Here is a 24,349-nt window from a genome sequence, read left to right as displayed (position 1 = left end):
GGGCCTCAATGAACCTCGTGCAGCGCCTTCCAGTCCATCGACTGCACCTGGTTGCGGCCTGCCTCCTTGGCCGCGTACAGGCCCTGGTCGGCGCGCTCGATGAGCTGCAGCAGGTTCTTGGCCTCGCCCAAGCCCAACTGGGACACCCCGAAGCTGGAGGTGATGCGCAGGTTGGGCACGGCGTCCACGCTTGGGCCGGCCTCCGTCTCGATGGCATAGCGGATGGACTCGGCCACGTCGGCGGCCTGGTCCAGCGTGAGGCCGGGCAGCAGCACGCAGAATTCTTCTCCGCCGAAACGGCACAGCACATCCTGCGTGCGCATGGCCCGCTTGAGCAGGCGTGACACCTGCTGGATCACCAGGTCGCCCACCGCATGGCCGTAGGTGTCGTTGAAGTTCTTGAACTTGTCGATGTCGGTCATGAAACAGGTCAGCGGCTCACCAGTGTCCTGCGCATGCGCCATCAGGCCTTCTGCCCGTGCAAAGAAGGCGCGCCGGTTGAAGCAACCCGTCATCGGATCGCAGTTGGCCAGCATCTGCAGTTCTTCGTTCTGCTTCTGGATCTGGTCGCGCGAGGTTTCCAGTTCGCCCAGCGCCGCACGCAGCTTGGCGTTGGCACGGTCCAGCTCGGTGATGTCGTCCAGCGTGACCAGGCAACCGCGGGCATTGCCGGTGGCATCCCGGATCGCCGCGCAGTTGAGCAGCGCGCGGCGCGGCTCGCTGCCGGTGTCACGCAGATCGACATGCACCCCCAGGATCGGCTCAGTCATGTGGAGCACGCGCTTCCAGGGCGGGATGTCGGACTCGTCGCGCAGGCCCTGGATCAACCACTCCATCTGGTCGATGGAGCGCCCCAGCAGCACGGCGCTGGCCTGAGGGTGGAAGCTGCGGAAGGCCGAGTTGGCCAGCAGGATCTGGCCATCCAGGTCGAGCACCAGCAGGCCTTCGGTCAGGGTGTCGAAGGCCACGCGCACGCGCTCGGGGATCGCCTTGGACGGATCCAGGTGCTGCAGCACGCGCCGCAGGTACAGGTAGAACGCGATGAAGCTGACGGTGCTGAGGATGGCCACCAACTGCACGGTAGGCTGCATCAGCCAGCCGACCACCGTCTTGGGCCAGGGTGAATCGAAGCCGACTTCCAGCTGACCCCAGCGGCCCGCGTTGGTGTTGAGCGGCACGACCACGCTGGTGATGGTGGACAGCCCCATCGAGGGGGCTTGCCAGTGCTGTTCGTGCTGGGGGCTGGCCACGACCAGCGTGCCGTCCTCGCGGCGGATGGCCACGGTCTGCACGTCGGGCGAATGCTCGACCAGGTCCGTGAACATGGGCTGGATCATGGGCAGCAGTTGCGGCTCGCGCAGCATGCGCTTGACCTGCAGCGCCAGGTGCACGGCGACCTGCTCGCGCACGGTCTGCGTCATGGTGCGCTGGTCAGGCAGCAGCTTGAGCACCAGGTCCAGCACCATCAGCAGGCCCACCAGCAAGGACACCAGCCCCATGCTGATGCGCGCGGTCGGGCTGAGCGACCAGCGCCGGAACCTGTCCTTGAGCTTCATCCAATCCCTTCCGTCTCGCCCTGCAACACATTGACGGAGCTGAACATGTCGGCCGCTTGCGCCTCCATGGCGCTCTGCTCGTCGGTGACGTTGCCGCTCATGCCTTCTTCGCCGCCCTCGGCGTCGGGTGTCACCGATCCACCCATCACCGGCATGGGGTCGATGGTGCGCCAGGCAGGCACCGTGACCATCATGCTGGTCATCAGGCCGGCCGCCCGCGCGGTCCACCAGACCGCCCCCAGGGACAATGCCACACCCGAGCCCTGCATGACCGGAGAATCAAGCACCGCCAAGCGGGATTCCTCCACGGATTGCCCATTGAACGGGATCCGTGTTGGCAAAGTGCCACCGTTCAGGCTCGGCACGGGCTGCAGCGGCAGGGTCAGGCGGCCACCGTCGTTGAGGTCCAGGTTCAGCCGTTCGAGCAGTTGCAGGGCGCCAGAACCGCTGCCCAGCACATCCCCGGGGGGCTTGAGAACGCCGATCTGGAAATCCAGCATCGGCGCACTGGGCAAGCCGGGCATGGCAAGGGCCTGGGCCGGCGGCGGCAAGGCCGCGATGTCCTGGGGCAAGGCCGGCGGCAGCGGCGAGAGCGCATCGCTGGCGAGGGCCGTGCTCACATCTGTGGCGGGCTCCCCCGTGCCATCGGACAAGGCCTGTCCCGATGAGGTCGGCGCAGCCGACAACAGGGCATCGTCCGGGGACGGCACGTCGGACGGGCCGCCCTCCGCCCCGTCCAGAACAGGCGGCGGCACCAGGATCGACGCGCTCCTGGGCGCGAAAGGGGGCAACGGTCCCGGCGGCACGGCCTCTGGCAGCGAAGGCGACACCGGTGTGCCCGGTGGGTTGCCTGGCGGGTTCTCGGGTGGCTCCTGCGGTGCCTGCGAGACGCTGAGGGCCACCGCCTTGGCCTGGCTGTGGGTCAGGCCATCGGTCACGGCATAGGCCCAGGTGTCCTGCCCGGCAAAATCCGGATCTGCCTGGTAGCGCAGCACACCGGCCTGGTCCAGGCTGAGCTGGCCATGCTGAGGTGCCTGCACGATGTGCACAGACAGCGCATCTCCTTCGGCATCCACCGCCTGCGCGCTCAACTCGGCCAGCGTCCACTGCGCTTCGGGCCCCACCTCCAGGCCCAGAACGCCCGCGGTCATGAGGGGGGCGTCATTCACGGGATTGATCTGCAACTGCACGGTGGCAGCCGCGCTGTCCAGCACGCCATCGCTGGCCACATAGGTGAACGAATCGTTGCCATGGAAATCAGCCAGCGGCTGGTAAGTCCAGGAGCCATCGGGCTGGATGCTGAGCGTGCCGTGGGACGGCCCCTGCACCAGCCGCATGGACAACACCGGGCTGTCGCCATCCAGGTCATTGCCCAGCAGGTCCGTCAGCGCGCCAGCCAAGGTTTCATCTTCGTCCAGCACGAACCGGTCTCCCGTGGCCTGCGGGGCCTCGTTGACATTGCCCACCTGCACGGTGATGTCGCGCCAGGTGATGAGCTGTCCGTCGCTGACCTGCACGCGGACCTGGTAGATGTTGTCGGCATCTGCATCCTGGGGCGTCTCGTGGTCGGGCGCACTGATGAAGGACAGCAGGCCGGAAGCCGCGTCGATGCGCAGCCAGACTGCATCAGCCCCGCCCGCCAGGCTGAAGCTGAGCGAGCCGCCCAGCGGCAGGTCGGGATCCGATGCGGCCACCAGCCCGATATCGAAAGAGTTCTCGGGCATGGCCCACGCAGCGGGGCCCGTGAAGCTGGGCGCGTTGTCATTGACATCGTTCACGAGAACGCTGAGCTGTCGCTGTGCGGTGAAGATGCCATCAGACACCTGCACCACCACGTCGTAGCGGTTGTCGGCATCGGCGTCAACGGGCGCCTCATCGTCTGGTGCGATGGCAAAGCTCAAGGCCCCGGTCGACGCATCGAGCACGAAGTGCGCGGCATCGGCGCCACCAGCCAGACTGTAGACCAGGCCGCCCACCGGTGGTGTGGCATCGCCATCGGTGGCGCTCAGCATGGTGACGGCACTGGTGTTCTCGTTCACGGCAAAGCTGCTGCCGCCCACGAACACCGGCTGCTGGTCATTGGCATCGAGCACCCGCACCACCAGGCTCTGCTGGGCACTGAACAGGCCATCGCCCACTTGCACGGTCAACTCGTACACATGGTCCTGGTCGGCATCGAAGGGCTGCTCATGGTCCGGCGCCTGCAGGAAGCGCAGCACCCCGGTGTCTGCATCGATCTCGAACAAGGCCGCATCAGCCCCGCCGGTCAGCGAGAAGTTCAAGTGCTGCACGGGCACATCCAGATCCTGGGCCGTGACCTGCAGCACTGTGCTGGTGTTTTCCAGCACATCCACCGAGGCCGCACTGGTGATGCTGGGGGCATGCACGTTGCTGGGCACCACCACCACCGACAGGAACTGGCTGTCGGACCACTGGCCGTCGGAAGCGCTGACCTGCACCTGGTAGACGTTGTCGCCATCGCTGTCCAGGGGCACGGCCCACACGGGCGGCAGCAGGAAGCGCAAGGCGCCCGTGCCGGCATCGATGGTGAACAGCGCTGCGTCGGCACCGCCGGTGATGCTGTAGTTCAGGGGCGCGGCGGGCAGGTCGGCGTCGGTCGCCACCACCGTGGTCACGGCCTGTCCCAGCTGCACGACATTGATGCTGGCGCTGACCGCGCCCCCTTGGCTGGTGATCACCGGGGGGGATTCGTTGATGCCGGTGAGCGTGATGCTCAGGCTCTGGGTGTCGCTGCCCCCCACGCCATCGAACACACCCACGACCACCTCGTAGACGGCGTCCGCATCGGCATCGCCAGGGTGCTCACGGTCCGGTGGGCTGACGAAGCGCAGCACACCCGTGGCAGCATCGATGGTGAAGCGGGACGCATCCGCCCCGCCCGCGATGGCGAAGGACAAGGTTTGCAAGGGCACATCGGCATCCTGCGACGTCACGGTCGTGACCAGCGTGCTGTTCTCCGCCACCGACAGGCTGGCCGAGGCCGCGCCGCCGTTGGAGGTGATCTGGGGCAAGGCATTGGTCCACGACACCTGCAGGGCGTTGGAGAACTCGCTGGTGCCGGACAACACATCGCCCAGGGTCAGGGTGGCCGTGACCCATTCTCCATCGGCCACGCCGGCCAGATTGCTCACGGTGAAGCTGGCCGAGCCCGCCACCGGCGTGACCAGTGTCGAGCCCAGATAACGCTGCCCCTGGGCACCAGGGCCAGCGCTGGCGAAGAACTCCACCCGGGCCGTGCCCACGGTCAGCACGGGCACCTGCAGGCTGCCACTGACGGCCGACACCGAACCATTGCTCACCGCCGTCGCGAGCGCCGGCGCGTTGTTCAGGAAGTTGGGCCCCAGGTCCAGGTCCCCGGCGTCATTGGCCGTGGGGCCGTCCAGGCCCAGGTCGATGCCGGGCGCGCCATGGTGGTGGATGCTGTTGCCCAGGTAGATGCCGCCGCTGCCCGCATCCATGCCGATGCCCGCCCCGCCGTTGCCGGCAATGACGTTGCCTTCGCCCGCCGCCGTGCCGCCCACCTGCACGTTCGAGGCAGACACCAGCACGCCCTGCGCACCGTTGCCGCGCAGCAGTGCCGCGCTGCGGTCCGTGCCGATCAGGTTGCCCTGGGCCACATGGGGCGACAGCGCGGTGGCCGACACATAGAAGGCCAGGCCCGCACCTGCATTGCCAGACAGCACATTGCCCGCACCTGGTGCGCTGCCTCCGATCAGCGAGCCCAGCACCGTGCGGATCTCCACCCCATGGCCGCCGTTGCCGAGCACGGCCAGCCCGGTGGCATCGAGCCCCACCGTGTTGCCCTGCACCACCACGCGCAGATTGGTGGCCAGCAGCCCGCCCGAGGTATTGCCCGAGATCACATTGCCCTCGCCTGCGGCCGTGCCGCCGATGGTGAGAGAGCTCAGCCCGGCCAGGGACACGCCCCAGCCATTGCCCACCGCCACCGATCCGGTCGCATCGGTGCCGATGTGGTTGCCCAGCACGCGTGTGCCCGTGCTGACGCCATCCAGGTAGATGCCGCGCTCGGCATTGCCGCCGATCACGTTGCGCTCCGCCGCCGTGGCACCACCGATGCGCACGTTGCTGCCCCAGGATTCGACCCCGTCCGACAGGTTGCGCCTGGCCAGGCCCGCATCGCTCCCATCGGCGTTGAACGAGCCCAGGTAGTTGCCGATGATCACGTGGTTGTCCGAACCCGCGTCGATGTGGATGGCATCGCCACCGAAGCCGCGGATCACCAGCGCACGCACCGTGCTGCCATCGGCCGTGGCTCCGAGCGTGATCCCGTGGCCGCTCACGCCGTTGCCATCGAGCACGATCAATGGGTGTGCGCTGCTGCCCGGCTGGCTGGCGCCGTCGATCACGACCGCATCGGTGATCGTGGGCAAGGCGCTGACCATCAAGAGCGTGTATTCGCCCAGTCCTCCCGCCGGCCCGGTGATCGCAAAGCGGATGGTGTCCAGCCCCGGCGTGTTGTTCGCGGCGATCAAGGCCTCGCGCAGCGACACGGCGCCATCCGTGCCCATGCGTGCATTGAGCTGCTCGATGGTGAAGCTGCCGCCCAGGCCCGTGTCGTTGGTGTCGGCCACGGTGCCCACCACCAGCTGCGATGACACGTCCATCACACGCACGGTGATGGCCTGCTCGTCGAGCCAGGTTCCATCGCTGGACCGCACGATCACGTCGTAAAGGTTGTTGCCATCCGCATCCGCCGGGGCTTCGAAGTCCGGGGCGCTGACGAAGCGCAGCAACCCCGTGCCGGCATCGATCGCGAAGCGGGCCGCATCAGCCCCCCCGACGATGGTGTAGACCAGGGGCTGGGCAGGCAGGTCGGCATCGGCCGCCGTGACCGTGACGACCGTGGTGAGCGTTTCGGCCACGTTGACCGTGGCCACCGCGCCACCGCCCAGGCTGGTGATGCGCGGCACTTCATCGTTGACCCCGGTGACCGTGACCGCCACGGCCTGCGTGTCGGTGGCCGACCCATCGCTGACCTGCACCATCACATCGTAGATGCTGTTGCCATCCGCATCCTGCGGGGCATCGCGGTCGGGGGTGGCCAGGAAGCGCAGCACGCCCGTGCCGGCATCGATCGAAAACAGGGCCGCATCCGCGCCCCCCGCCAGGCTGTAGACCAATTGACCTGCGCCCAGGTCGGCGTCCGTGGCGGTGACGGTGACGACCTGGGCGTTGTTCTCTGCAACCGACACGCTGGCACTGGCACCACCGCCCAGGCTGGTGATGACAGGCACCTGGTTGCCCGCCAGGACCTGCCGCTGGAAGAACACCCCCGTCGAGCTGCCGGCATCGAGGCCTGTCCAGACCACCACCGCCTGCCCACCATTGCCCGCCACGCTGGGCCGCACCTGGTCACCGGCCGTGGTGGTGTTGACGCGCACCTCCGGATCGCCCAAGGTGCCATCGGCCAGGATCTCTCGCCAGTAGATGCCGGCGCCCGAGCCATCCTGTCCCTGGCTCTGCCAGGCCACGACCGCCCGGCCGCTGGCGTCGACCGACAGGCTCGATGCCGTCTGCGCATCGGCGGTGACGGTGTTGAGCTTGAACTCTGCCCCCAAGGGCGTACCGGCCGCCGAGAACCAGCGGCCGAAGATGTCTGCGCTGCCATCCTGTGTGCTGCTCCAGGTGATCAGCGTGCGGCCATTGCCGTCCATGGCCAGCGTGGATTCGGACTGCACGCCGGTGGCCGTGCCAGGCACTGTCACCGCATCACCCTGCGCCACGCGTGCGGTGTCGTAGACCTGCGCGAACACGCCGTCACCACCGCGCGTCCAGCTGAGCACGGTGCCCGAAGGGCCCATGGCCAGGGCCACCTGGCTGGCTGCGACACCCGCATCGATCACCTGCGCTCCCAAGGCCGTGCCCGCACTGTCGTACCAGGACACCGCCATGAAGTTGCCCACGTTCCAGGCCACGGCGATGTTGCCACTGGCGTCCATGGCCACCGTCGGCGTGATCTGCGGCGTGCCGGTGAGCACATTGCCCAGCAGGCCTTCGAGCAGGTTGGTGCCGGCCACGGTCACGCTGGCGGTGCGCGTGCCACTGGCATCGAACACATCGAGCTTGATGTGGGCGTCGGCCAGCACCAGGCCCAGCACGCCGGGGAAGTACTCGAAATACGCCACCGCGAAACGCCCGTCGCCATTGCCCGCTGCGGCGGCCCCATAGACGGCATAGACGTTGTTGACCGTGCCGGCCGCCGCGTCCGCCGTGCCATCGGCCAGGAAGCGCTGGTAGGCCACATCGGTGCCGGTGCTCCAGATGGTCGTGAAGCGACCCTGTCCGTCCATCACGACGCTGCGCGGGCCGGTGGTGGCCTCGGGTGTGCCCACTGTGGCGGTGTGGGCGGCGGTCTGCCCGCCGCCGGGAAGCACCAGCAAACTGCCGTTCCAGGTCGCTGCCAGCGGATCGTTGACAACGCTCTCCGATTCGATGGTGCCGGTGCGGACCTCCAGCACCCAGTCGCCACCATGCGCCGCGTTGGCCGTGAGGTCGTTGCTGGCGGCCACATCGGCGCCGGTCAGCAAGGCCATGTCCTGCACCAGCGCTAGACCCTCGGTGGTGGCGCCCAGATCGCAACCGTAAAACATCAGGTCGGCCTGGGCCTGCAACGCCGTACCCCAAGCGGCCAGGGCCTGAGCATGGCTGGAGAGGGTGCTGCCATCCAGCCGCGTGGTGCCCAACTGCAGACCGTGGCCATCGGCATGGCCCAGGATGTGCACCGCGTCGAGGCCCGTGCGTCCGGCCAGGGTGTCGGTGATGACTGCGAACCCGTCGCTGCCCGCCGGGATGGCCACGATGTCCACTTGCCGACCGGGTGTGGCCGCTGCCTGCAAACCCTGCAGCAGTTCTGCCGCCCCGTCCACCGCCATGTCGACGAAGACGATCTCATGGCGCAGTGGATCAGCGGCGGTGGCGGGGGTCACCAGCGTGCTGGCCTCGGTATCCTGGGCCCCTTGCGGGAGCAGGCATTCGAAGGCCAGGGCGGCCGGGTGATTCAGCTGGCGCGCATCGAGCAGCGCCCCCGGCTTTTCAGCCGGGTGGGTGCCTCCTGAGGGCGAGGCAGGCAAAGGCATGCCCGCAGCCTGTGCCAGGTCCGCAGAGTACAGCAGCCTCGTCTCGAGCTCCTCGAACACGAAGCGGGTACCTCGACATCCTGTCGTTGCCGACATGTCGATGACTCCCAGAACATAGGAATCTCATCGCAGGGACAGCAAAGGGCGATCAGTATCCAGTGACGACAAACGTGGCACGGATATCTGGGACGACATGGAAAGCCGCGGCTCTCGTGACGTCAGGTACTGCTTGACCAGCATCCGCTCGGGGGCCCGTGGGGCCGTGGCCAGGCGTGTGGACAGCTGAGAGACGGGCCGCGCCTGGTGAGGCACCGTCTGAGGGGAAACTGGTTGCGCCTGGGGCTGGGCCGAGGCGGTGGTGCCCTTGGCGGGCGTGGCAGGCTTAGGAGCCGGCGCCTTGGTGGGCGTGACAGCGCCCGGTTGCGCAGGAGCCGAGGGCGAGCCCGACGGCTGCGATGTGGCGAAATCCACCCGGCACCGCAGACCCGACGGGATGCGATTCTCGGGGTTGGGCAGGGTCAGCCGCACGCGGAAGCTGTTGGAGGCCGGGTCGATCACGCGGTCGACCAGCACCACCTTGGCCGACAAGGTGCTGAAGTTCGGCAGATCCGTGCGGATCGTGGCCACCTGGCCGGTGGCGATGCTGCCGAATTGCGAGGCCGGCACGATGGCCTCGACACGAAGGGGGTCGATGCGGGCCACGCGCACCACGGGTTCACGCTCGATGCGCTCGCCTTCCGTGCGGTAGCGCTCGATCACGATGCCATCGAAGGGGCTGCGCACATCACGCTGCCCCAGTTGAGCGGCCGACAGACGGTATTCGCGCTGGGACACCTTCTGTGATTCCCGCGCCTGCGAGACCCGCTGCTCGGCCACACGGTACTCGGCATCGGCCTGCTCCACCGCCTGGTCGGAGACGAACTCCTGCTTGAGCAGATCCCTGGCACGCTGAAGCTTGCGCTGCGCCAGTTCGGCCGCGGCAATCGCCTGGCGCACTTCGGCATCGGCCTCGGAGCGGGCTTCTGCCACCGACACGGAGGCGCGTTCGACCTGGGCCGACAACCGGGCCAGCACCTGGCCGGACACCACGTGGTCACCCCGCTCGACCAGCAGGCGCTCAAGCACACCGATGGACTGGCTGCCGACATCGGCGACCCGGTCGGGCTCGACCAGGCACCCCATCACCTCGGCACGCGCCGACACCAGCATCGAAATGCCGGCGAGCAACGTCAACAGAGGTCTGATGGGAATCATCTTCAAGCTTGGCTCCCGCCTGTGGGGCCCACCTGGAAGGGGGTCTCGGTTTTTCATCACACGGTACTCATCGGCCAGGCAGCGCGGAACTTGAGGCCTCTGACAAACCGGTCAGAAAACGCTGCTGCGGCCACACTTTTGCATGTTGTACCTTTATCGCGCCCCGTATGGCGCGATAAACGACGGAAAAACCCTGCTTGGCGCATGAAGGCAGCCAGAAATCAGCGCCCGTCGTCGCGTCCAGCCCACGCGAGCTGCCGATGCATGGCCATCTGAAGCTGGAGCAGGTGCCAGCGTCTCCAGAAGGCCTTGCGCCCCTCCTGACGCTGGATCAAGCCGCACAGCGCACGCACCAGGGCCTGGCGCACGCCAGACTGACCGCCCAGGTTGGTCCGGAGCAATGCGCCGGCGAAGGCACCTTCCGCCCAAGGGCGAATGGCTTCGTCCGTACAGGACAACACGCACTCGAATGACCCAGGCTGCCCCTGGCGCGCCGCGCGTCCATAAAGCTGCCGATCGATGCGCCGGGACGCATTGAGGTGGGTGTTCAGAACGTGCAGCCCCCCCTGCGCCAGAACCTGGGCCCCCAGATGGATGTCCGTGCCGCGCCCCGCCATGTGGGTGGCCACGGTGATCGCCCCGGGCTGGCCTGCTGCGTCGATCACCTCGCGCTCGGCCGAACCTTCATGTTCATCGTGCCGGGCATTGAGCACGCGGTGCATCACCCCCTGCGCTGACAACACGGCCGACAGGCGCTCGGAATCGGCCACGGTGTTCGTGCCCACGAGCACCGCCCTTCCCTGCCCCGCCTGGACGGCCACCTGCCGCGCCACGGTCGACCACTTGGCCTCGGCGTCCGGTGTCAGCACCGTGCCCAGATCCAGCCGACGCCCCGGTTGGCGCAACGGCACCTGCAGCACAGGCAGGCCGTAAACGGCCAGCAGTTCCTGCCGCTCTTCCCACAAGGTGCCGCTCAATCCGCACACCAGGTGGTAGCAGGGAAAGAACTCCTGGTAGGTGGTCTGCGACACGGTTTCCGTTTCCGGCGTGGCCGCCAGGCCTTCCTTGATGCAGACCATCTGGTGCAAGCCCCGCGACCATGCCCGCCCGATGGCCAGGCGGCCCGTGGTGCCGTCGATGATGTGGACCTCGCCGTCACGCAGCAGGTAGTGCGCATCGCGCTCCAGCACGTGCAGGGCCGTGAGGGCCAGGCCGACCTGGTCCTCGCGGTAGCGCTTGAGTTTCCAGGGGCCCTGCAGATTGGCTGCCAGAGAGGCGAGGCGCTCCACCCCCACCTCGTGCCAGTTCAGCGCCTGCTGCGGCCCCCAGTCGAAGTCTCGCCCGACCTGCATCTGGCGCGCCAGGAACAGCGACAGCCGATGCTGCTGCTCGGCCTGGCGCGACGGCAAGGCCTGCGACAGCACCAGGGGCGTGCACGCCTCGTCGATCAGGATGCTGTCGGCCTCGTCGATCACCGCCATGCACAGGCCCCGCAGCACCACGGCATCGTCCTGCCCCTGGTGGCGCGCAGCGCGGTCACGCAGGTAGTCGAACGCCACTTCCTTGGCCGTCACGTAGACCACGTCATGCTGATAGGCATCGCGGCGCTCGGCAGCGGTGCTCGCCGCCGTCACCCAGGCCACGCTCAAGCCCAGCGAGGCGTACAAGGGCGTCCACTGCTCCGCATCGCGACGGGCCAGGTAGTCATTGGCCGTCATCACATGCACGGGGATGCCCGCCAGCGCGGCGGTGCCCGCCGCCAGCACCACCGTGAGCGACTTGCCTTCCCCGGTGGCCATCTCGATCAGGCGCTGACCCAGCATCCACCACGCGCCTCTCAACTGCACGTCGTGCACCTGCCAGCCCAGTTGCTGCTGCACGCGCAGGCACACGGCGCCCATGGCCCGGGCGGCCAGCGCATCGGTGAAACCGTTCACGGACAAGGCGGCGCGCAACCGGTCCAGGTGTTCGGCCATCTGTGGTGTCGACAGCGCCTGCCACTGGGCCTGGGCCTGGCGAACACGCGCCACGAAGCGCCTGCCCCGGTAGGTCGAGGGGCGCCCCGGCATGCGCCACCAGGCCTGGACCAGCGCCCACGTCGGGCTGTTGGACAGCTCTGGCGCATCGCGCACCGGGTAGTGGCCCATCACGGAGCCGGGTACCGGCAGCCGCGAACCCAGCGCGATGCGATCGGACCAGATGGCTCGCGGCGCCGCCCCCGGTGGGCCACCTGCAGGCAACGGGGTCATGCCCTGATGTCCGAGAAGTGGCGCAGCAACAGCTGCCTCAGGCGCTGCAGCACGGTGTCCAGCAGGCTTTGCGGTGCCAGATCCAGCCGCACGCGTGCCAGCCCGCCAGCGCGCGCCAGGCCGTGGTTGAGCTGCACATCGAGCACGTACGTTGGCTCCATCGGCCGCAATCCCTCCTCATCGGCCGGATCCGTGGGCACGCGCCCACCCTTGCGGTCTCCCATGGCGGCCTGGGGCAGGCGGTCGGCCGCGGCAGGTACCTCGCGCAGCAGATGGGCCGGCATGGCATGGCCGGGGGCTTCGTCCAGCATCACCTGCACCTTGCGCAGCCGATGGCGCACGCTGTCGATGTCACGCTGGGGCACCACGGCCCGGATCACGGCGGGCCGGTCGTTGAGCACATAGGCCAGCACCTGCCCTCGGTTGACCTGCAGCCCTTCCAGATCCTCCTGCCGCGACAGCACGAACTTGCCCGAATCGCCAGCCCGCAGCACATTGGCGGACAGGTCACGGTCCACCTGTGCCAGCGCGGCCCGGTCACGTGTGAGGGCATCCTGCGCATTGCGCATCTTCAGGGGCTCTGCACCGAACGCGGAGTTGAACTCAGCCTCGGAGCGTTCAATCTGGGCCAGCAACACTTCGCGCTGGGCACTGAGCGTGGGCGATTTCAGCGAGATCAGCTTGGCGCCCTGCTCCACGGAGGTCTCGCTGCGTACCCACACCGTCTCGATTTCACCATCGGCCGCCGCGCGCACCAGGGCGTCGTCCGGCAGCCAGACCATGCCTTCGACCACCAGTGAGGATGGCAGCGGCACCAGCATGGCCCCCACGCCGCCGAGCACCACGGCGCTGCCCACCGCCATCACCAGGCGCCCACGGATCGCCGTGACACGGGGCTGCGAAGCCAGCGCCTGCGTCCACAGCCACACGGGCTGCGCAAACAAGGTCCAGACGGACCAGGCGGCCACCCCCACCCCGAGCCAGGTCACCTTGTCGGCCGCCCAGCTCACGATCAGCGCGCTGACGCCCACGCGATAGGCCCAAGACGCCGGGGCGTAGATGTACAAGGCCCAGCGCTCGAAGGCATCGGCGGCCGTGACGCTGTTGTCGAAGGCATCGCGAGGCACGCCCAGCACCCCCATGAACAAGGTGCGCCACAGCTGGCCCAGCATGCGTCCGCTGCGTCCCGCCAGATTGGGCAGGTCCAGCGCATCGCACATCACGTAATAGCCATCAAGCTTCATCAGCGGGTTGCCGTTGAACAGCAAGGTGGACAGGCCTCCCAGGCTCATGACGACAAAGCTGGCCTGGCGGATCCAACCGTCCTCCACGTTCAGCCACACGATCGCTGCCAGGGCCGCCAGGGCCAGTTCCACCCCGATGCCGGCCACGCTGATGCGCGCGCGCTGCCATCGGTTGACCAGCCGATTCGAGGAGCTGGCATCCACATAGGGCATGGGCACGAACATGAAGAAGTTCACCCCCACCTCGGGCACCTCGCAGCCGTAGCGGCGCAAGGCCAGCGCATGGCCCAGCTCGTGCAGCGCCTTCATCAGCGGGTAGATCACCCAGGCCGCGGCCAGGTAGCCAGGCGACATGAAGTAATGGCGCCCATACACCAGCACCTCGGGCAGGTTCACCAGCACGGCCCAGGCGGCCCCGATCACCAACAGGAACCAGAACGCGGTGGCCCAGCCATTCCAGAACAAGCGGCCGAAAGGCACCAGCCGCTCCAGCAGCGCCGAAGGGTTGAACAACCCCAGGCGGAAAGACAAGGGGTTGAGCCTCGCCCGCTTCTCCTTGCGATGACGCTCATGTCCATCGCGCACCAGTTGGCGCACATCGGGCGCCACCTCGGCCTGGATCAGCCCGGCATCGGTCATCTGGCCCAGGATGCGGATCACATCGTGCTGTGAAGGTGCCTCGTCACCCAGCTGCTCCAGCAGCACGGCCCACACTTCTTCCACACTGTGCCGGCCATCGAGCCGGCCGACCAGCTCATACGCCTGGGCATTGACACGGTGGTAGCGCCCGGTGGCCTGGTTGAACAGCACGTACCAAGCCTGACCACGGGTGGTCTGCATGCGCACCGAGACGTGCGGCTTGAGCCGCGGATGCAGCGCCGAGATCCGGTACCAGTAAGGTGACAGCAGGGTGTCTTGCATGGCCGGCCTCCCGGCTCAAAACCAGGACCAGGTGAGCATGCCCAACCAGTTCCAGGCCCGCACGACCCAGCGTATGAGCAGCGGCCTGGAGGGCAGATCCACCTTGGCCACGCCTTCAAGGCCCGGCCTCAAGCCGGCCAGTCCGGCCCCTTTGCCAGCCGGCCAGGCTTCCACTTCGTAGCGCACGCCATCGGCCGTCGTGCGCGCGACGGGTGTCACACGGGCCAGCACCAGGGCTATGGGTTGCCCCGGCATGGCGGCCAGGCGCAAGGTGGCGGTCTGGCCTCGCTCCAACTGCGCCACATCAGATTCGCCCACCTCGAGGATCACGCGCCAGTCCAGCCCGGGTGCCAGGGTCAGCAAGGCTTCGCCACGCTTGACCGGCCCGCCCAGTTGCTGCCGCAGATCACCCTGGATCACGACGCCGTCGAACGGCGCGGTCAGTCGCACACGGCTGAGCTGCTGCTCCACCAGGCCGAGCTGGGCCTTCGCCTCGGCGAGCTTGGCCTGGGCCTGGGCCGCCTGGGCACGGTCGCCCCTTGCGAAGGCCTCGGCGAAGGCATTTTCCTGCTGCGCCACATCTGCCTGCCGCGCCCGGCGCGATGACTGGAGTTCATCGTCTGACAGTTCGGCCAGCAACTGCCCTGCCTTGACCACATCACCCGGCCGCACATGGACCTCTCTGAGGTAGCCATCCTGTGCGGCACTGAGCACCCGCTGCACCGAGCCCTCCAGGCGCGCGGTCGCGCTCACGCTGTAAGGCACGGGCCACAGCAGGCCGACCGTCAGCAGCCAGACCACCGCCAGCACGGACCAGCGCAGGCGCCGCTCGGCCGGGTCTTTCAGGCGATAGCCCAGCACGATCGCACCTGCGCGCAGGCGCTCCACCCACGGTCGATCGAGCTTATAGCGCAGGTACAGCAGAGGCGCGAGGCCTTCGGCCAATTGTTCCAGCCAGCGGACCTCCTGCGGCTCGAACGCCACCCGGACCACCTCTTCGAGCACACGCACGGCCAAGGGGTCGGACATGACGGAGCGCTCGCAGGTGATCACCCCGATCACCCGGCCACGATGGGCCAGCGGCACACTCACCACGCCGCCCAGGCCCTGCACCTTGAACAGGTTCTGGTGGGCGAGCGTGATGCGCACGGCATTGCGGGTGGCCTGTGGCCATGCCAGCGTGGTGTGCTGGTGCACGGCCTCGAGCATGGCCTGGTTCAGCTCCGGGATGGCTTGCCCTTCGGCCAGCACCACCCCATCGGACAGCGCGACGATGCGCAATTGCCCGGCCACCACCCAGCCAATGGACACCCGCAGGCATTTGAGGCGCTGGCCGATCTCCGAGACAACCTCCGCCGCACTGCCCTGCCAGTCGCGCGCGGCCAGGGCCGTGCGAAGGCAGCCCAGCACCGCCGCCACGGAATCCGCGTTGAGCGGAGCATTGACGGCAGCATCGGACACCGTGGCCTGGACCACGGGGGTGCCACGACTCACGGGACGGGGGCTGGGAGAGGACATTTCGTCAGACAAAAGAGGCTTGCTCGTCGGTCATCGGGCGCGAAGCAGTGCGCATGCATGGGGACTGCCCCTATCATCGCCACTGTACGGGTGCCCGAATGCCAAATAAGCACGGAAAACCCCCTGGTAAAGACAATCTAGGAGCTGCGATGAAGGTTTTGCTGATCGACGACCACCCCCTCATCCTGGCGGCGCTGCGATCCGTCATCCAAGGCCTGGGCGATCATGTCGAGGTGGCCTCGGCCTCCAGCGGTGCCGAGGCACGCGCCATGCTCCAGGCAGACAGTTCCTTTGAACTGGTCTTGCTGGATCTGCATCTGGGCGATGCCGATGGGTTTGACCTGCTGACCGAATTCCGCGGAGCCTACCCCGGTCTGCCGGTGGTGGTGGTGTCGGCCTCCGACCGCACGTCGGATGTGATCCGCGCCATCGACCTGGGCGCCATGGGCTTCGTGCCCAAGCGTGCCAGCAACGAAACGCTGGTGGACGCCCTGCGGCAGGTGATTTCTGGTGGCGTGTATGTCCCGCCGATGAGCATGGGCACCAGCCTCGCTGGCGCACCGGCCGGCTCGGTGCAACATGAGGCCATCGGGTCGAATTTCCAGACCGCCTCGCTCGCCCAGTTGGGCCTCACACAGCGGCAGACCCAGGTGCTCGCGCTGCTGCTGCAAGGACAGCCCAACAAACTGATTGCGCGCGAACTGGACTTGTCGGTCGAGACCATCAAGGACCACGTGGCTTCGGTGCTGCGCATCCTGCGTGTGAGTTCGCGCACCCAGGCCGTGATCGCCGTCAGCCAGATGCTACAGGCGCAGGACCAACGTGCTGTCGATCGGTTCTCGGCGTGGCGCGCCTCCGGGCGGCGCTGAGGCGCTGACCACCCGGAAGCACCGGGATCACAGACTGGCGCGGGCCTCGGCGTACTCGGCCTTCAAGCGGGCCACCAGCTCGGCGGTGGGCACGATCTTCTTGATCGCGCCAATGCCCTGACCACTGCCCCAGATGTCCTTCCAGGCCTTGGCGCTGCTTTCGCCGCTGCCGAAGCTCATCTGGCTCGGGTCACCGTTGCCCAGGGCTTCCGGGTCCAGGCCGGCGGCCACGATCGAGCCGCGCAGGTAGTTGCCCGGCACGCCGGTGAACTTGCTGCTGTAGACGATGTCGGCACTGTTGCTGTCGACGATCATCTGCTTGTAGGCATCGGCCGCACGTGCCTCTTCGGTGGCAATGAAGGCCGAGCCGATGTAGGCGAAATCAGCGCCCATGGCACGCGCAGCCAGGATGGCACGGCCCGTGGCGATCGAGCCAGACAGGGCCAGCGGGCCCGTGAACCACTCGCGGATCTCCTGGATCAGCGCAAACGGGCTGGTGGTGCCGGCATGCCCGCCCGCACCGGCCGCCACGGCGATCAGGCCGTCAGCGCCCTTCTCCACCGCCTTCTGGGCGAACTTGTTGTTGATCACGTCGTGCAGCACCACGCCGCCGTAGCTGTGCACCGCCTCGTTCACATCGGTGCGCGCCCCCAGCGAGGTGATGATCACCGGCACCTTGTACTTCACGCACAGGGCCAGGTCGTGCTCCAGGCGGTCGTTGCTCTTGTGCACGATCTGGTTGATCGCGAAAGGCGCGGCCGGCTTGTCAGGGTTGGCGGCGTTGTAGGCGGCCAGCGTCTCGGTGATCTCGGCCAGCCAGTCTTCGAACAAGGCGGCTGGGCGGGCGTTCAGCGCGGGCATGGAGCCGACCACGCCGGCCTTGCACTGCTCGATCACCAGCTTGGGGTTGCTGAGGATGAACATCGGAGAGGCGATCACCGGGAAGGGAACGTTCTGCAAAACGGGAGGCAACATGACTTCGAATACCTTTGCTTTTGAAAACAGCCGGTGAAGGTGCGTCAACCGGCATGACGTGTTGAAGGTCTTGTGGGCCTGATGGACGATCGGCCGCTGGGTAGCGGCCGATCTCAGCGTGTCGTCTCAGGCAATGAGCACGGGGATCAGAACAGATCCGCCGGCAGGGTCGTCACGCTGTCGGCGCCTTCGAGGATGGCTGCGCGCAGGCTCGCGGTGCGCGTGAGGATGTGGTCACCGAAGAAGCGGGCCGTGGCCACCTTGGCGGTGAAGAACTCGGTGTCTTCACCAGCCTTGAGCTTGTCCTCGGCCACGATCAGGGCTCGGGCCATCTGCCAACCGGCCACCAGGTGGCTGGCCAGGAAGAGGTAAGGCACCGAGCCTGCGAACACATCGTTTGGCTTGGCCTTGACGTTGGCGACCACGAAGTCCACCACGGCCAGGAAGTCCTCGCGGGCGGCCTTCAGGCGCTTGGCCAGGGTCTTGCCAGCGGCGCTCTCGCGGCCGGCCAGCACGCCTTCCAGATCGGCGATCTGCGCGGCGATGGTCTTGGCCACGGCACCGCCGTCACGGGCGGTCTTGCGGCCGACCAAGTCGTTGGCCTGGATGGCGGTCGTGCCTTCGTAGATCGGCAGGATGCGGGCGTCGCGGTAGTACTGCGCCGCACCGGTCTCTTCGATGAAGCCCATGCCGCCATGCACCTGCACGCCCAGCGAGGCCACTTCCACGCTGTTCTCGGTGCCATAGCCCTTGATCAGGGGCACCAGGTACTCGTAGAAGGCCTTGTTCTGCTTGGCCACCTCGGCATCGGGGCTGTGGTGCGCGAAGTCGTACGCTGCGGCGCCCACGAGCGCCATCGCGCGGCCGCCTTCGGTCAGCGCGCGCATGGTCAGCAGCATGCGCTTGACATCGGGGTGGTGGATGATCGCGGCCGAGCCCGGCTGCGAACCGTCCACAGGACGCGACTGCACGCGGTCACGCGCGTATTCCACGGCCTTCTGGTAGGCGCGATCAGACAGGCCGATGCCCTGCATGCCCACGTCGTAGCGGGCCGCGTTCATCATCACGAACATGTACTCGAGGCCGCGGTTCTCTTCGCCGACGATGTAGCCGATGGCGCCTTCGCCCACGTCGCCCTTGTTGTCGCCGAAGACCAGCACGGCCGTGGGCGAACCATGGATGCCCAGCTTGTGCTCGAGCGAGGCGCAGAACACGTCGTTGCGCTTGCCGACGGAGCCGTCTTCGTTGACCAGGAACTTGGGCACCACGAACAGGCTGATGCCCTTGACGCCTTCGGGCGCATCGGGTGTCCGGGCCAGCACCAGGTGCACGATGTTCTCGGACATGTCGTGCTCACCGTAGGTGATGAAGATCTTCTGGCCACTGATGCGGTAGCTGCCATCGCCTTGCTTGACAGCCTTGGAACGCACCAGGGCCAGGTCCGAACCGGCTTGCGGTTCGGTCAGGTTCATCGTGCCCGTCCAGGTGCCGTCGATCATCTTGGGCAGGTAGCGCTGCTGCAGCTCCTCGCTGCCAGCCGTGATCAGCGCTTCGGCTGCGCCGCCGGTCAGCATGGCGCACAGCGAAAAGCTCAGGTTCGAGCCCACCAGGATCTCGATGCAGGCTGCACCGATGGTCTTGGGCAGGCCCTGACCGCCGAAATCGGTGGGCTGGTGCACACCCAGCCAGCCGCCTTCGGCCAGCGACTTGTAGGCCTCCTTGAAGCCGGGCGAGGTCGTGACCACGCCGTTGTTCCACTTGGCCGGGTTCTGGTCGCCGGACCAGTTCAGCGGCGCCACCACGCCATCACAGAACTTGCCGGATTCTTCGATCACGGCCTGGGCGGTTTCGAAGCCGGCGTCGTCGAAGCCAGGCAGTTGGGCAACGTGATCGATGCCAGCCAGCTCTTTGACGCAGAACAGCAGGTCTTTGACGGGGGCGCGGTAAGTCATGAAATATTCTCCGGGAAACGACAAGGGGGCGTCTCGAAAGACGCCCCCGGCAGCGATTTCAGTCAGACATCAGAGGTCTGCATGAAAGCTTTTCTTGTGCAAATTCAGATCACAGAGCCTTGACCAGTTCCGGCACGGCCGTGAACAGGTCGGCTTCCAGGCCGTAGTCAGCCACTTGGAAGATCGGTGCTTCGGGATCCTTGTTGATGGCCACGATGACCTTCGAATCCTTCATGCCGGCCAAGTGCTGGATCGCGCCGGAGATGCCGGCGGCGATGTACAGCTGAGGCGCCACGATCTTGCCGGTCTGACCGACCTGCAGGTCGTTCGGGGCGTAGCCAGCGTCCACGGCGGCGCGCGAGGCGCCCAGAGCGGCACCCAGCTTGTCGGCCAGGGGCGACATGACTTCGTTGAACTTGTCGGCGGAGCCCAGGGCGCGGCCACCGGACACCACGATCTTGGCGGCGGTCAGCTCAGGACGCTCGGACTTGGTCACTTCACGGCCCACGAACGACGAGGAGCCCGAATCGGCCACGGCGGCGATGGTTTCGACAGCAGCCGAACCACCGGTGGTGGCGGCGGGATCGAAAGCGGTACCGCGCACGGTCAGCACCTTCACCGCATCAGCCGATTGCACGGTGGCGATGGCGTTGCCGGCGTAGATGGGGCGCTCGAACGTGTCGGGCGAGACCACCTTGGTGATTTCGGAAACCTGGGCCACGTCCAGCTTGGCCGCGACGCGAGGCGCCACGTTCTTGCCGGCGGCGGTGGCGGGGAACACGAGGTGGCTGTAGCTCGAAGCAATGGCCAGCACCTGGGCGGCCACGTTCTCTGCCAGGCCTTCGGCCAGCTGGGCGCCATCGGCGTGCAGCACCTTGGCCACGCCAGCGATCTGGGCGGCGGCGGCGGCAGCGGCGCCAGCGTTGGCACCAGCGACCAGCACGTGCACATCGCCACCGAGGGCCTGGGCGGCCGTCACGGCGTTCAGGGTGGCAGCCTTGATGCTGTTGTTGTCGTGTTCAGCAATGACGAGAGCGGTCATGATTCGTTATCTCCTCAGATCACTTTGGCTTCGTTCTTGAGCTTGGCGACCAGGGTGGCCACATCGGGCACCTTGACACCTGCGGAACGCTTGGGCGGCTCAGAGACCTTCAGGGTCTTGATGCGCGGGGCCACGTCCACACCCAGGTCGGCCGGCTTGACCACTTCCAGGGGCTTCTTCTTGGCCTTCATGATGTTGGGCAGCGTCACGTAGCGCGGCTCGTTCAGGCGCAGGTCGGTCGTGATCACGGCCGGCAGGCTCAGCGACACGGTTTCCAGACCACCGTCGACTTCACGCGTGACGTTGACCTTGCCACCAGCGACTTCCACCTTCGAGGCGAACGTGCCCTGGGGCAGGTTGGCCAGGGCGGCGACCATCTGGCCCGTCTGGTTGCTGTCGTCATCGATGGCTTGCTTGCCCAGGATGATCAGATCAGGCTTTTCCTTGTCGATCAGGGCCTTGAGCACCTTGGCCACGGCCAGGGGCTGCACCTCATCGGTGGTTTCAACCAGGATGCCACGGTCGGCGCCGATGGCCATGGCCGTGCGCAGGGTTTCCTGGGCTTGGGTGGGGCCGACGGACACGGCGATGATCTCGGTGACCACGCCCTTTTCCTTCAGACGGGTGGCCTCTTCGACGGCGATTTCGTCGAAGGGGTTCATGCTCATCTTGACGTTGGCAATGTCGACACCAGAGCCGTCGGACTTCACGCGAACCTTCACGTTGTAGTCCACAACCCGCTTGACCGGAACCAGAACCTTCATGCGATGTTCTCCTGCGTCATGAGGAAGTTGAGTAAAAATTGGCGCGCTCAAAAAAGCACGATCGTTCGATTCTAGCGCGACTTAATGCGCCAACGTACATCAAACAGGCGCGGGAGGGGAGAAAATATTGTTTTCCCTGGTCACGACATGCCTGTTCACGCCGATTCTCCTCCTTCCACACTCGCCGAGATGCCGCACGCCGATGCCAGCGCGCCCCGGGCCACGGGGCGCGGCGCCTGCATCGGGGTGTTCGACTCGGGGCTCGGAGGGCTGTCGGTGCTGCGCGCGATCCGTGCCCACCTGCCCCAAGCCGACCTGCTGTACGTGGCCGATTCGGGCCACGCACCCTACGGCGAAAAATCCGACGAGTTCATCGGCGCGCGTTCCGAGCACATCTCCCGCTTCCTGATGTCGCAAGGGGCCGAGTTGATCGTGGTGGCCTGCAACACCGCCACAGCGGCGGCGGTGCACCATCTGCGCCAGCGTTGGCCGGACATGCCGGTGGTGGGCGTGGAGCCCGGCGTCAAGCCTGCCGTGGCGCAATCCCGCACCCAGCGCATCGGTGTGCTGGCCACACCGTTCACCTTGCAGAGCCAGAAGTTCCAGACGCTGTTGACACGGCATGGCGGCGCCGCCCACATCGTGCTGCAACCCTGCCCTGGCCTGGCAAGGGAGATCGAGCAAGGTCAGCTGGACTCGCCAGGTCTGCGCGCACTGGTCGCCAGCTTCAGCCAGCCGCTGATCGACGCCGACGTGGACACGGCGGTGCTGGGCTGCACGCACTACCCCTTCGTGGCGCCGCTCTTCAAGCAGGCCCTGGGTGATGGCGTGCACATCATCGACACGGCCGAAGCGGTGGCCCGGCAGACTGCGCGACTTGTGCAGGACCTGCCCTCCAGCCACCCCGTGCACGAAGGCGCCAGCGATGGCGCGACACGCCTGTGGTCCAGCGGCAATCCCGCGCTCCTGACCCAGGTGGCCCACGCCTGGCTGAGCCTGAAAACACAGGCGGGCGCTCTCCCGAAGGAGTAGCGCCCGCACTGTCGGCCCCCTGCCCTCCTGGATCGGAAGGCGTGGGGCCGGCCGGTGACCGGCCCGGGATCAGATCAACAGGTTGTTGTTCTTGTCATCCAGCAGCCCCTTGGTGATGTCGACCGCGACGCTGGCGTCCGTCGAGATTGCCGTGGCTGCAGCGGCCGCGGCGTGGGTGTCAGCGGCGGAAGCCGTACCCGCATCACTGCCAGCCTTGTCAGCTGCGGTGTTCGACGCGGACGCCGACAGCGCTTCCAGGGCGGCAGAGGTGCCATGGTCGGCCAGCAGATCGGACGTGGTCACCGCCTGCGCCCCATTGACATCGCGCTGGAACCAGACGTCGGCCATCGCATGGCTGCTGCCGTCGCTGCTCGTGTAGCTCGACACCAGCCCCAGCAGGTTGCCGTTGTCGGTCGCCGTGCCCGTGGTGGCATGCAGGTCCAGCGAGATGATGCCCAGCTCGGACAGGCCCTTGAGCTCGCCCTCGTCGGTCACACCATTCTGGTTGGCATCCACCCACACCTGCAGCTTGTTCCAGTTGGCGTCAGCCGAGGTGATGTGGCCATCGCTGTTGCTGTCTTCCAGTCCCAGTGCCGCGTAGCCGTTGCCGGCGCGTTGGCCGGAGGCATTGAGCGTGGAGCCACCGAACAGTTCCGTGCCGTTGTTGATCAGGCCGTCACCGTTGCGGTCCATCACCAGCAGGCCATCGCTCGCCGATGCCCAGCCCACCTTGGTGGTGGTGTTGCCGGTGGCGTTCAGGTCGAAGGCCACGCCATGGGCGCTGGACACCGTGCTGATGCCGTTGCCGTCCAGGTCCAGCACGATCGGGGTGGCGCCCACCATCGCATCGAGCTGGCTGCCAGACATCACGGCCACGTCGGCGGTTTCGAAGGCGCTGACCTGCGTCATCGACATCGCACGGATGTCGGCCGTCTCCAGCGCCACGATCTGTTCGGTCGTGAAGGCAACGATCTGGTCCGTGGTCAAGGCCGCGGCATGCGCCGTGGTCAGGGCCACGATGTCCGCGGTCTCCAGCGAGGCGATCTGCGTGGTCGTCAGGGCCTGGATCTGCGTGGTCGTGAAGGCAGCGATCTGCGTGGTCGTCAGCGCATGGATGGCATCCGTGCTGAAGCCGTGGATCGCGTCAGCCGTCAGGCCGCGCAGGGCCGTGGTGCTGATGGCTGCGACATCGACCGTGTCCAGCGCCGCGATCTGGGCAGAGGTGAAGGCCGACATTTCGCTGCTGGTCATTGCAAAGACCTGGGCGGTCGTGAAGGCCGCCACATCCGCCGTCTCGAAGGCCGCGATCTGAGCCGTGGTGAAAGAGGCCGCCTGCAGTGTGGTCAGCGCAGCCACCTGCTCTGTCGTGAAGGCCACGATGGCCGCGGTGCTCAGGCCACGGATGGCCGCGGTGCTCAGCGCGTGGATGTCGGCCGACTCGATCGCAGCGAACTGCGTCGTGCTCAGGGCCGCCACCTGGTTGCTGCTCAGGACAGCCACCTGGCTGCTGCTCAGGGCAGCGACGTCCGCTGTCTCGATTGCAGCGACCTGGGCGGTGCTCAGCGCAGCGACCTGGGCCGTCGTCAGGTTGTTCACCTGATCCGTGGTCAGGGCCACGATGGCCTCGGTGCTCAGGCCACGCAGGGCGTTGGTGCTCAGTGCCTTGAGGTCGGTGGTCTCGATTGCAGCGACCTGGTTCGTCGTCAGGGCGGCGGCCTGGCTGCTGCTCAGGGCACCGACCTGGGCGCTGCCCAGGGCCACGATGTCGGCCGTCTCGATGGCAGCCACCTGCGTGGTGCTCAGCGCAGCGACCTGGGCCGTGCTCAGGGTAGCAGCCTGTTCGGTCGTCAGGGCC

The 24,349-nt window shown here is 67.1% G+C and carries 13 protein-coding genes; 2 read left to right on the top strand and 11 right to left on the bottom strand.

What is annotated here, in order from left to right; translation table 11 throughout:
• Nucleotides 1-5: 5 nt before the first annotated feature.
• The 6 genes from EIP75_RS16720 to EIP75_RS16695 form a co-directional block, all read right to left on the bottom strand.
• A complete protein-coding gene (locus tag EIP75_RS16720; protein WP_125244427.1) occupies nt 6-1,556 on the bottom strand; it encodes a sensor domain-containing diguanylate cyclase in 1,551 nt (516 codons plus the stop codon).
• The gene (locus EIP75_RS16715) at nt 1,553-8,770 is read right to left on the bottom strand and encodes a cadherin domain-containing protein (protein ID WP_125244426.1); all 7,218 of its coding nucleotides are present in this window, start codon (nt 8,768-8,770) and stop codon (nt 1,553-1,555) included. The genes EIP75_RS16720 and EIP75_RS16715 overlap by 4 nt, the downstream gene beginning before the upstream one ends.
• A 27-nt stretch (nt 8,771-8,797) precedes the next feature.
• Complete coding sequence (locus EIP75_RS16710) at nt 8,798-9,907, bottom strand: efflux RND transporter periplasmic adaptor subunit (protein WP_158622884.1); 1,110 nt, start codon at nt 9,905-9,907, stop codon at nt 8,798-8,800.
• 242 nt (nt 9,908-10,149) lie between these two features.
• Complete coding sequence (locus tag EIP75_RS16705) at nt 10,150-12,177, bottom strand: preprotein translocase subunit SecA (RefSeq protein WP_125244424.1); 2,028 nt, start codon at nt 12,175-12,177, stop codon at nt 10,150-10,152.
• The gene (locus EIP75_RS16700) at nt 12,174-14,342 is read right to left on the bottom strand and encodes a PqqD family peptide modification chaperone (RefSeq protein WP_125244423.1); all 2,169 of its coding nucleotides are present in this window, start codon (nt 14,340-14,342) and stop codon (nt 12,174-12,176) included. The genes EIP75_RS16705 and EIP75_RS16700 overlap by 4 nt, the downstream gene beginning before the upstream one ends.
• 15 nt (nt 14,343-14,357) lie before the next feature.
• Nucleotides 14,358-15,836, bottom strand: coding sequence for an efflux RND transporter periplasmic adaptor subunit (locus EIP75_RS16695; RefSeq protein ID WP_158622883.1), 1,479 nt, complete (start codon nt 15,834-15,836; stop codon nt 14,358-14,360).
• A 173-nt stretch (nt 15,837-16,009) separates the two neighbouring features.
• On the opposite strand from EIP75_RS16695, the gene EIP75_RS16690 reads away from it, so the two are divergent.
• Nucleotides 16,010-16,729 carry a response regulator gene (locus EIP75_RS16690; protein WP_125244421.1) on the top strand — a complete coding sequence of 240 codons (720 nt, stop codon included), beginning with the start codon at nt 16,010-16,012 and terminating at the stop codon, nt 16,727-16,729.
• 27 nt (nt 16,730-16,756) lie between these two features.
• Here EIP75_RS16690 and EIP75_RS16685 read toward each other — a convergent pair whose 3' ends face one another.
• The 4 genes from EIP75_RS16685 to EIP75_RS16670 form a co-directional block, all read right to left on the bottom strand.
• Nucleotides 16,757-17,704 (bottom strand): NAD(P)H-dependent flavin oxidoreductase, encoded by a 948-nt coding sequence (locus EIP75_RS16685; RefSeq protein ID WP_125244420.1) that lies wholly within the window; start codon nt 17,702-17,704, stop codon nt 16,757-16,759.
• A gap of 146 nt (nt 17,705-17,850) precedes the next feature.
• Complete coding sequence (locus EIP75_RS16680; RefSeq protein WP_125244419.1) at nt 17,851-19,656, bottom strand: acyl-CoA dehydrogenase; 1,806 nt, start codon at nt 19,654-19,656, stop codon at nt 17,851-17,853.
• Nucleotides 19,657-19,765: 109 nt separating this feature from the next.
• Nucleotides 19,766-20,698: an electron transfer flavoprotein subunit alpha/FixB family protein gene (locus EIP75_RS16675; protein ID WP_125244418.1), complete on the bottom strand. Its 933-nt coding sequence runs from the start codon at nt 20,696-20,698 to the stop codon at nt 19,766-19,768.
• A 14-nt stretch (nt 20,699-20,712) separates the two neighbouring features.
• Nucleotides 20,713-21,462 carry an electron transfer flavoprotein subunit beta/FixA family protein gene (locus tag EIP75_RS16670; RefSeq protein WP_125244417.1) on the bottom strand — a complete coding sequence of 250 codons (750 nt, stop codon included), beginning with the start codon at nt 21,460-21,462 and terminating at the stop codon, nt 20,713-20,715.
• A gap of 147 nt (nt 21,463-21,609) precedes the next feature.
• Between EIP75_RS16670 and murI the strand changes: the two genes are divergently transcribed.
• Nucleotides 21,610-22,494 (top strand): glutamate racemase, encoded by an 885-nt coding sequence (murI, locus tag EIP75_RS16665; protein ID WP_233584918.1) that lies wholly within the window; start codon nt 21,610-21,612, stop codon nt 22,492-22,494.
• 69 nt (nt 22,495-22,563) lie between these two features.
• Here murI and EIP75_RS24160 read toward each other — a convergent pair.
• Nucleotides 22,564-24,349 (bottom strand): SPM autocatalytic domain-containing protein (locus EIP75_RS24160; RefSeq protein ID WP_508608331.1); only part of this gene is annotated, 1,786 nt, incomplete at its 5' end.

The organism is Aquabacterium soli, from assembly GCF_003933735.1.
Lineage (GTDB): Bacteria > Pseudomonadota > Gammaproteobacteria > Burkholderiales > Burkholderiaceae_C > Aquabacterium > Aquabacterium soli.
This window is presented reverse-complemented; position numbering and strand designations above follow the sequence as displayed.

Bases quoted from the DNA above. Each gene is read 5' to 3' on its own strand.
- EIP75_RS16720 (WP_125244427.1), bottom strand. From the start codon at position 1,556: ATGAAGCTCAAGGACAGGTTCCGGCGCTGGTCGCTCAGCCCGACCGCG.
- EIP75_RS16715 (WP_125244426.1), bottom strand. From the start codon at position 8,770: ATGTCGGCAACGACAGGATGTCGAGGTACCCGCTTCGTGTTCGAGGAG.
- EIP75_RS16705 (WP_125244424.1), bottom strand. From the start codon at position 12,177: ATGACCCCGTTGCCTGCAGGTGGCCCACCGGGGGCGGCGCCGCGAGCC.
- EIP75_RS16700 (WP_125244423.1), bottom strand. From the start codon at position 14,342: ATGCAAGACACCCTGCTGTCACCTTACTGGTACCGGATCTCGGCGCTG.
- EIP75_RS16690 (WP_125244421.1), top strand. From the start codon at position 16,010: ATGAAGGTTTTGCTGATCGACGACCACCCCCTCATCCTGGCGGCGCTG.
- EIP75_RS16685 (WP_125244420.1), bottom strand. From the start codon at position 17,704: ATGTTGCCTCCCGTTTTGCAGAACGTTCCCTTCCCGGTGATCGCCTCT.
- EIP75_RS16680 (WP_125244419.1), bottom strand. From the start codon at position 19,656: ATGACTTACCGCGCCCCCGTCAAAGACCTGCTGTTCTGCGTCAAAGAG.
- EIP75_RS16675 (WP_125244418.1), bottom strand. From the start codon at position 20,698: ATGACCGCTCTCGTCATTGCTGAACACGACAACAACAGCATCAAGGCT.
- EIP75_RS16670 (WP_125244417.1), bottom strand. From the start codon at position 21,462: ATGAAGGTTCTGGTTCCGGTCAAGCGGGTTGTGGACTACAACGTGAAG.
- murI (WP_233584918.1), top strand. From the start codon at position 21,610: ATGCCTGTTCACGCCGATTCTCCTCCTTCCACACTCGCCGAGATGCCG.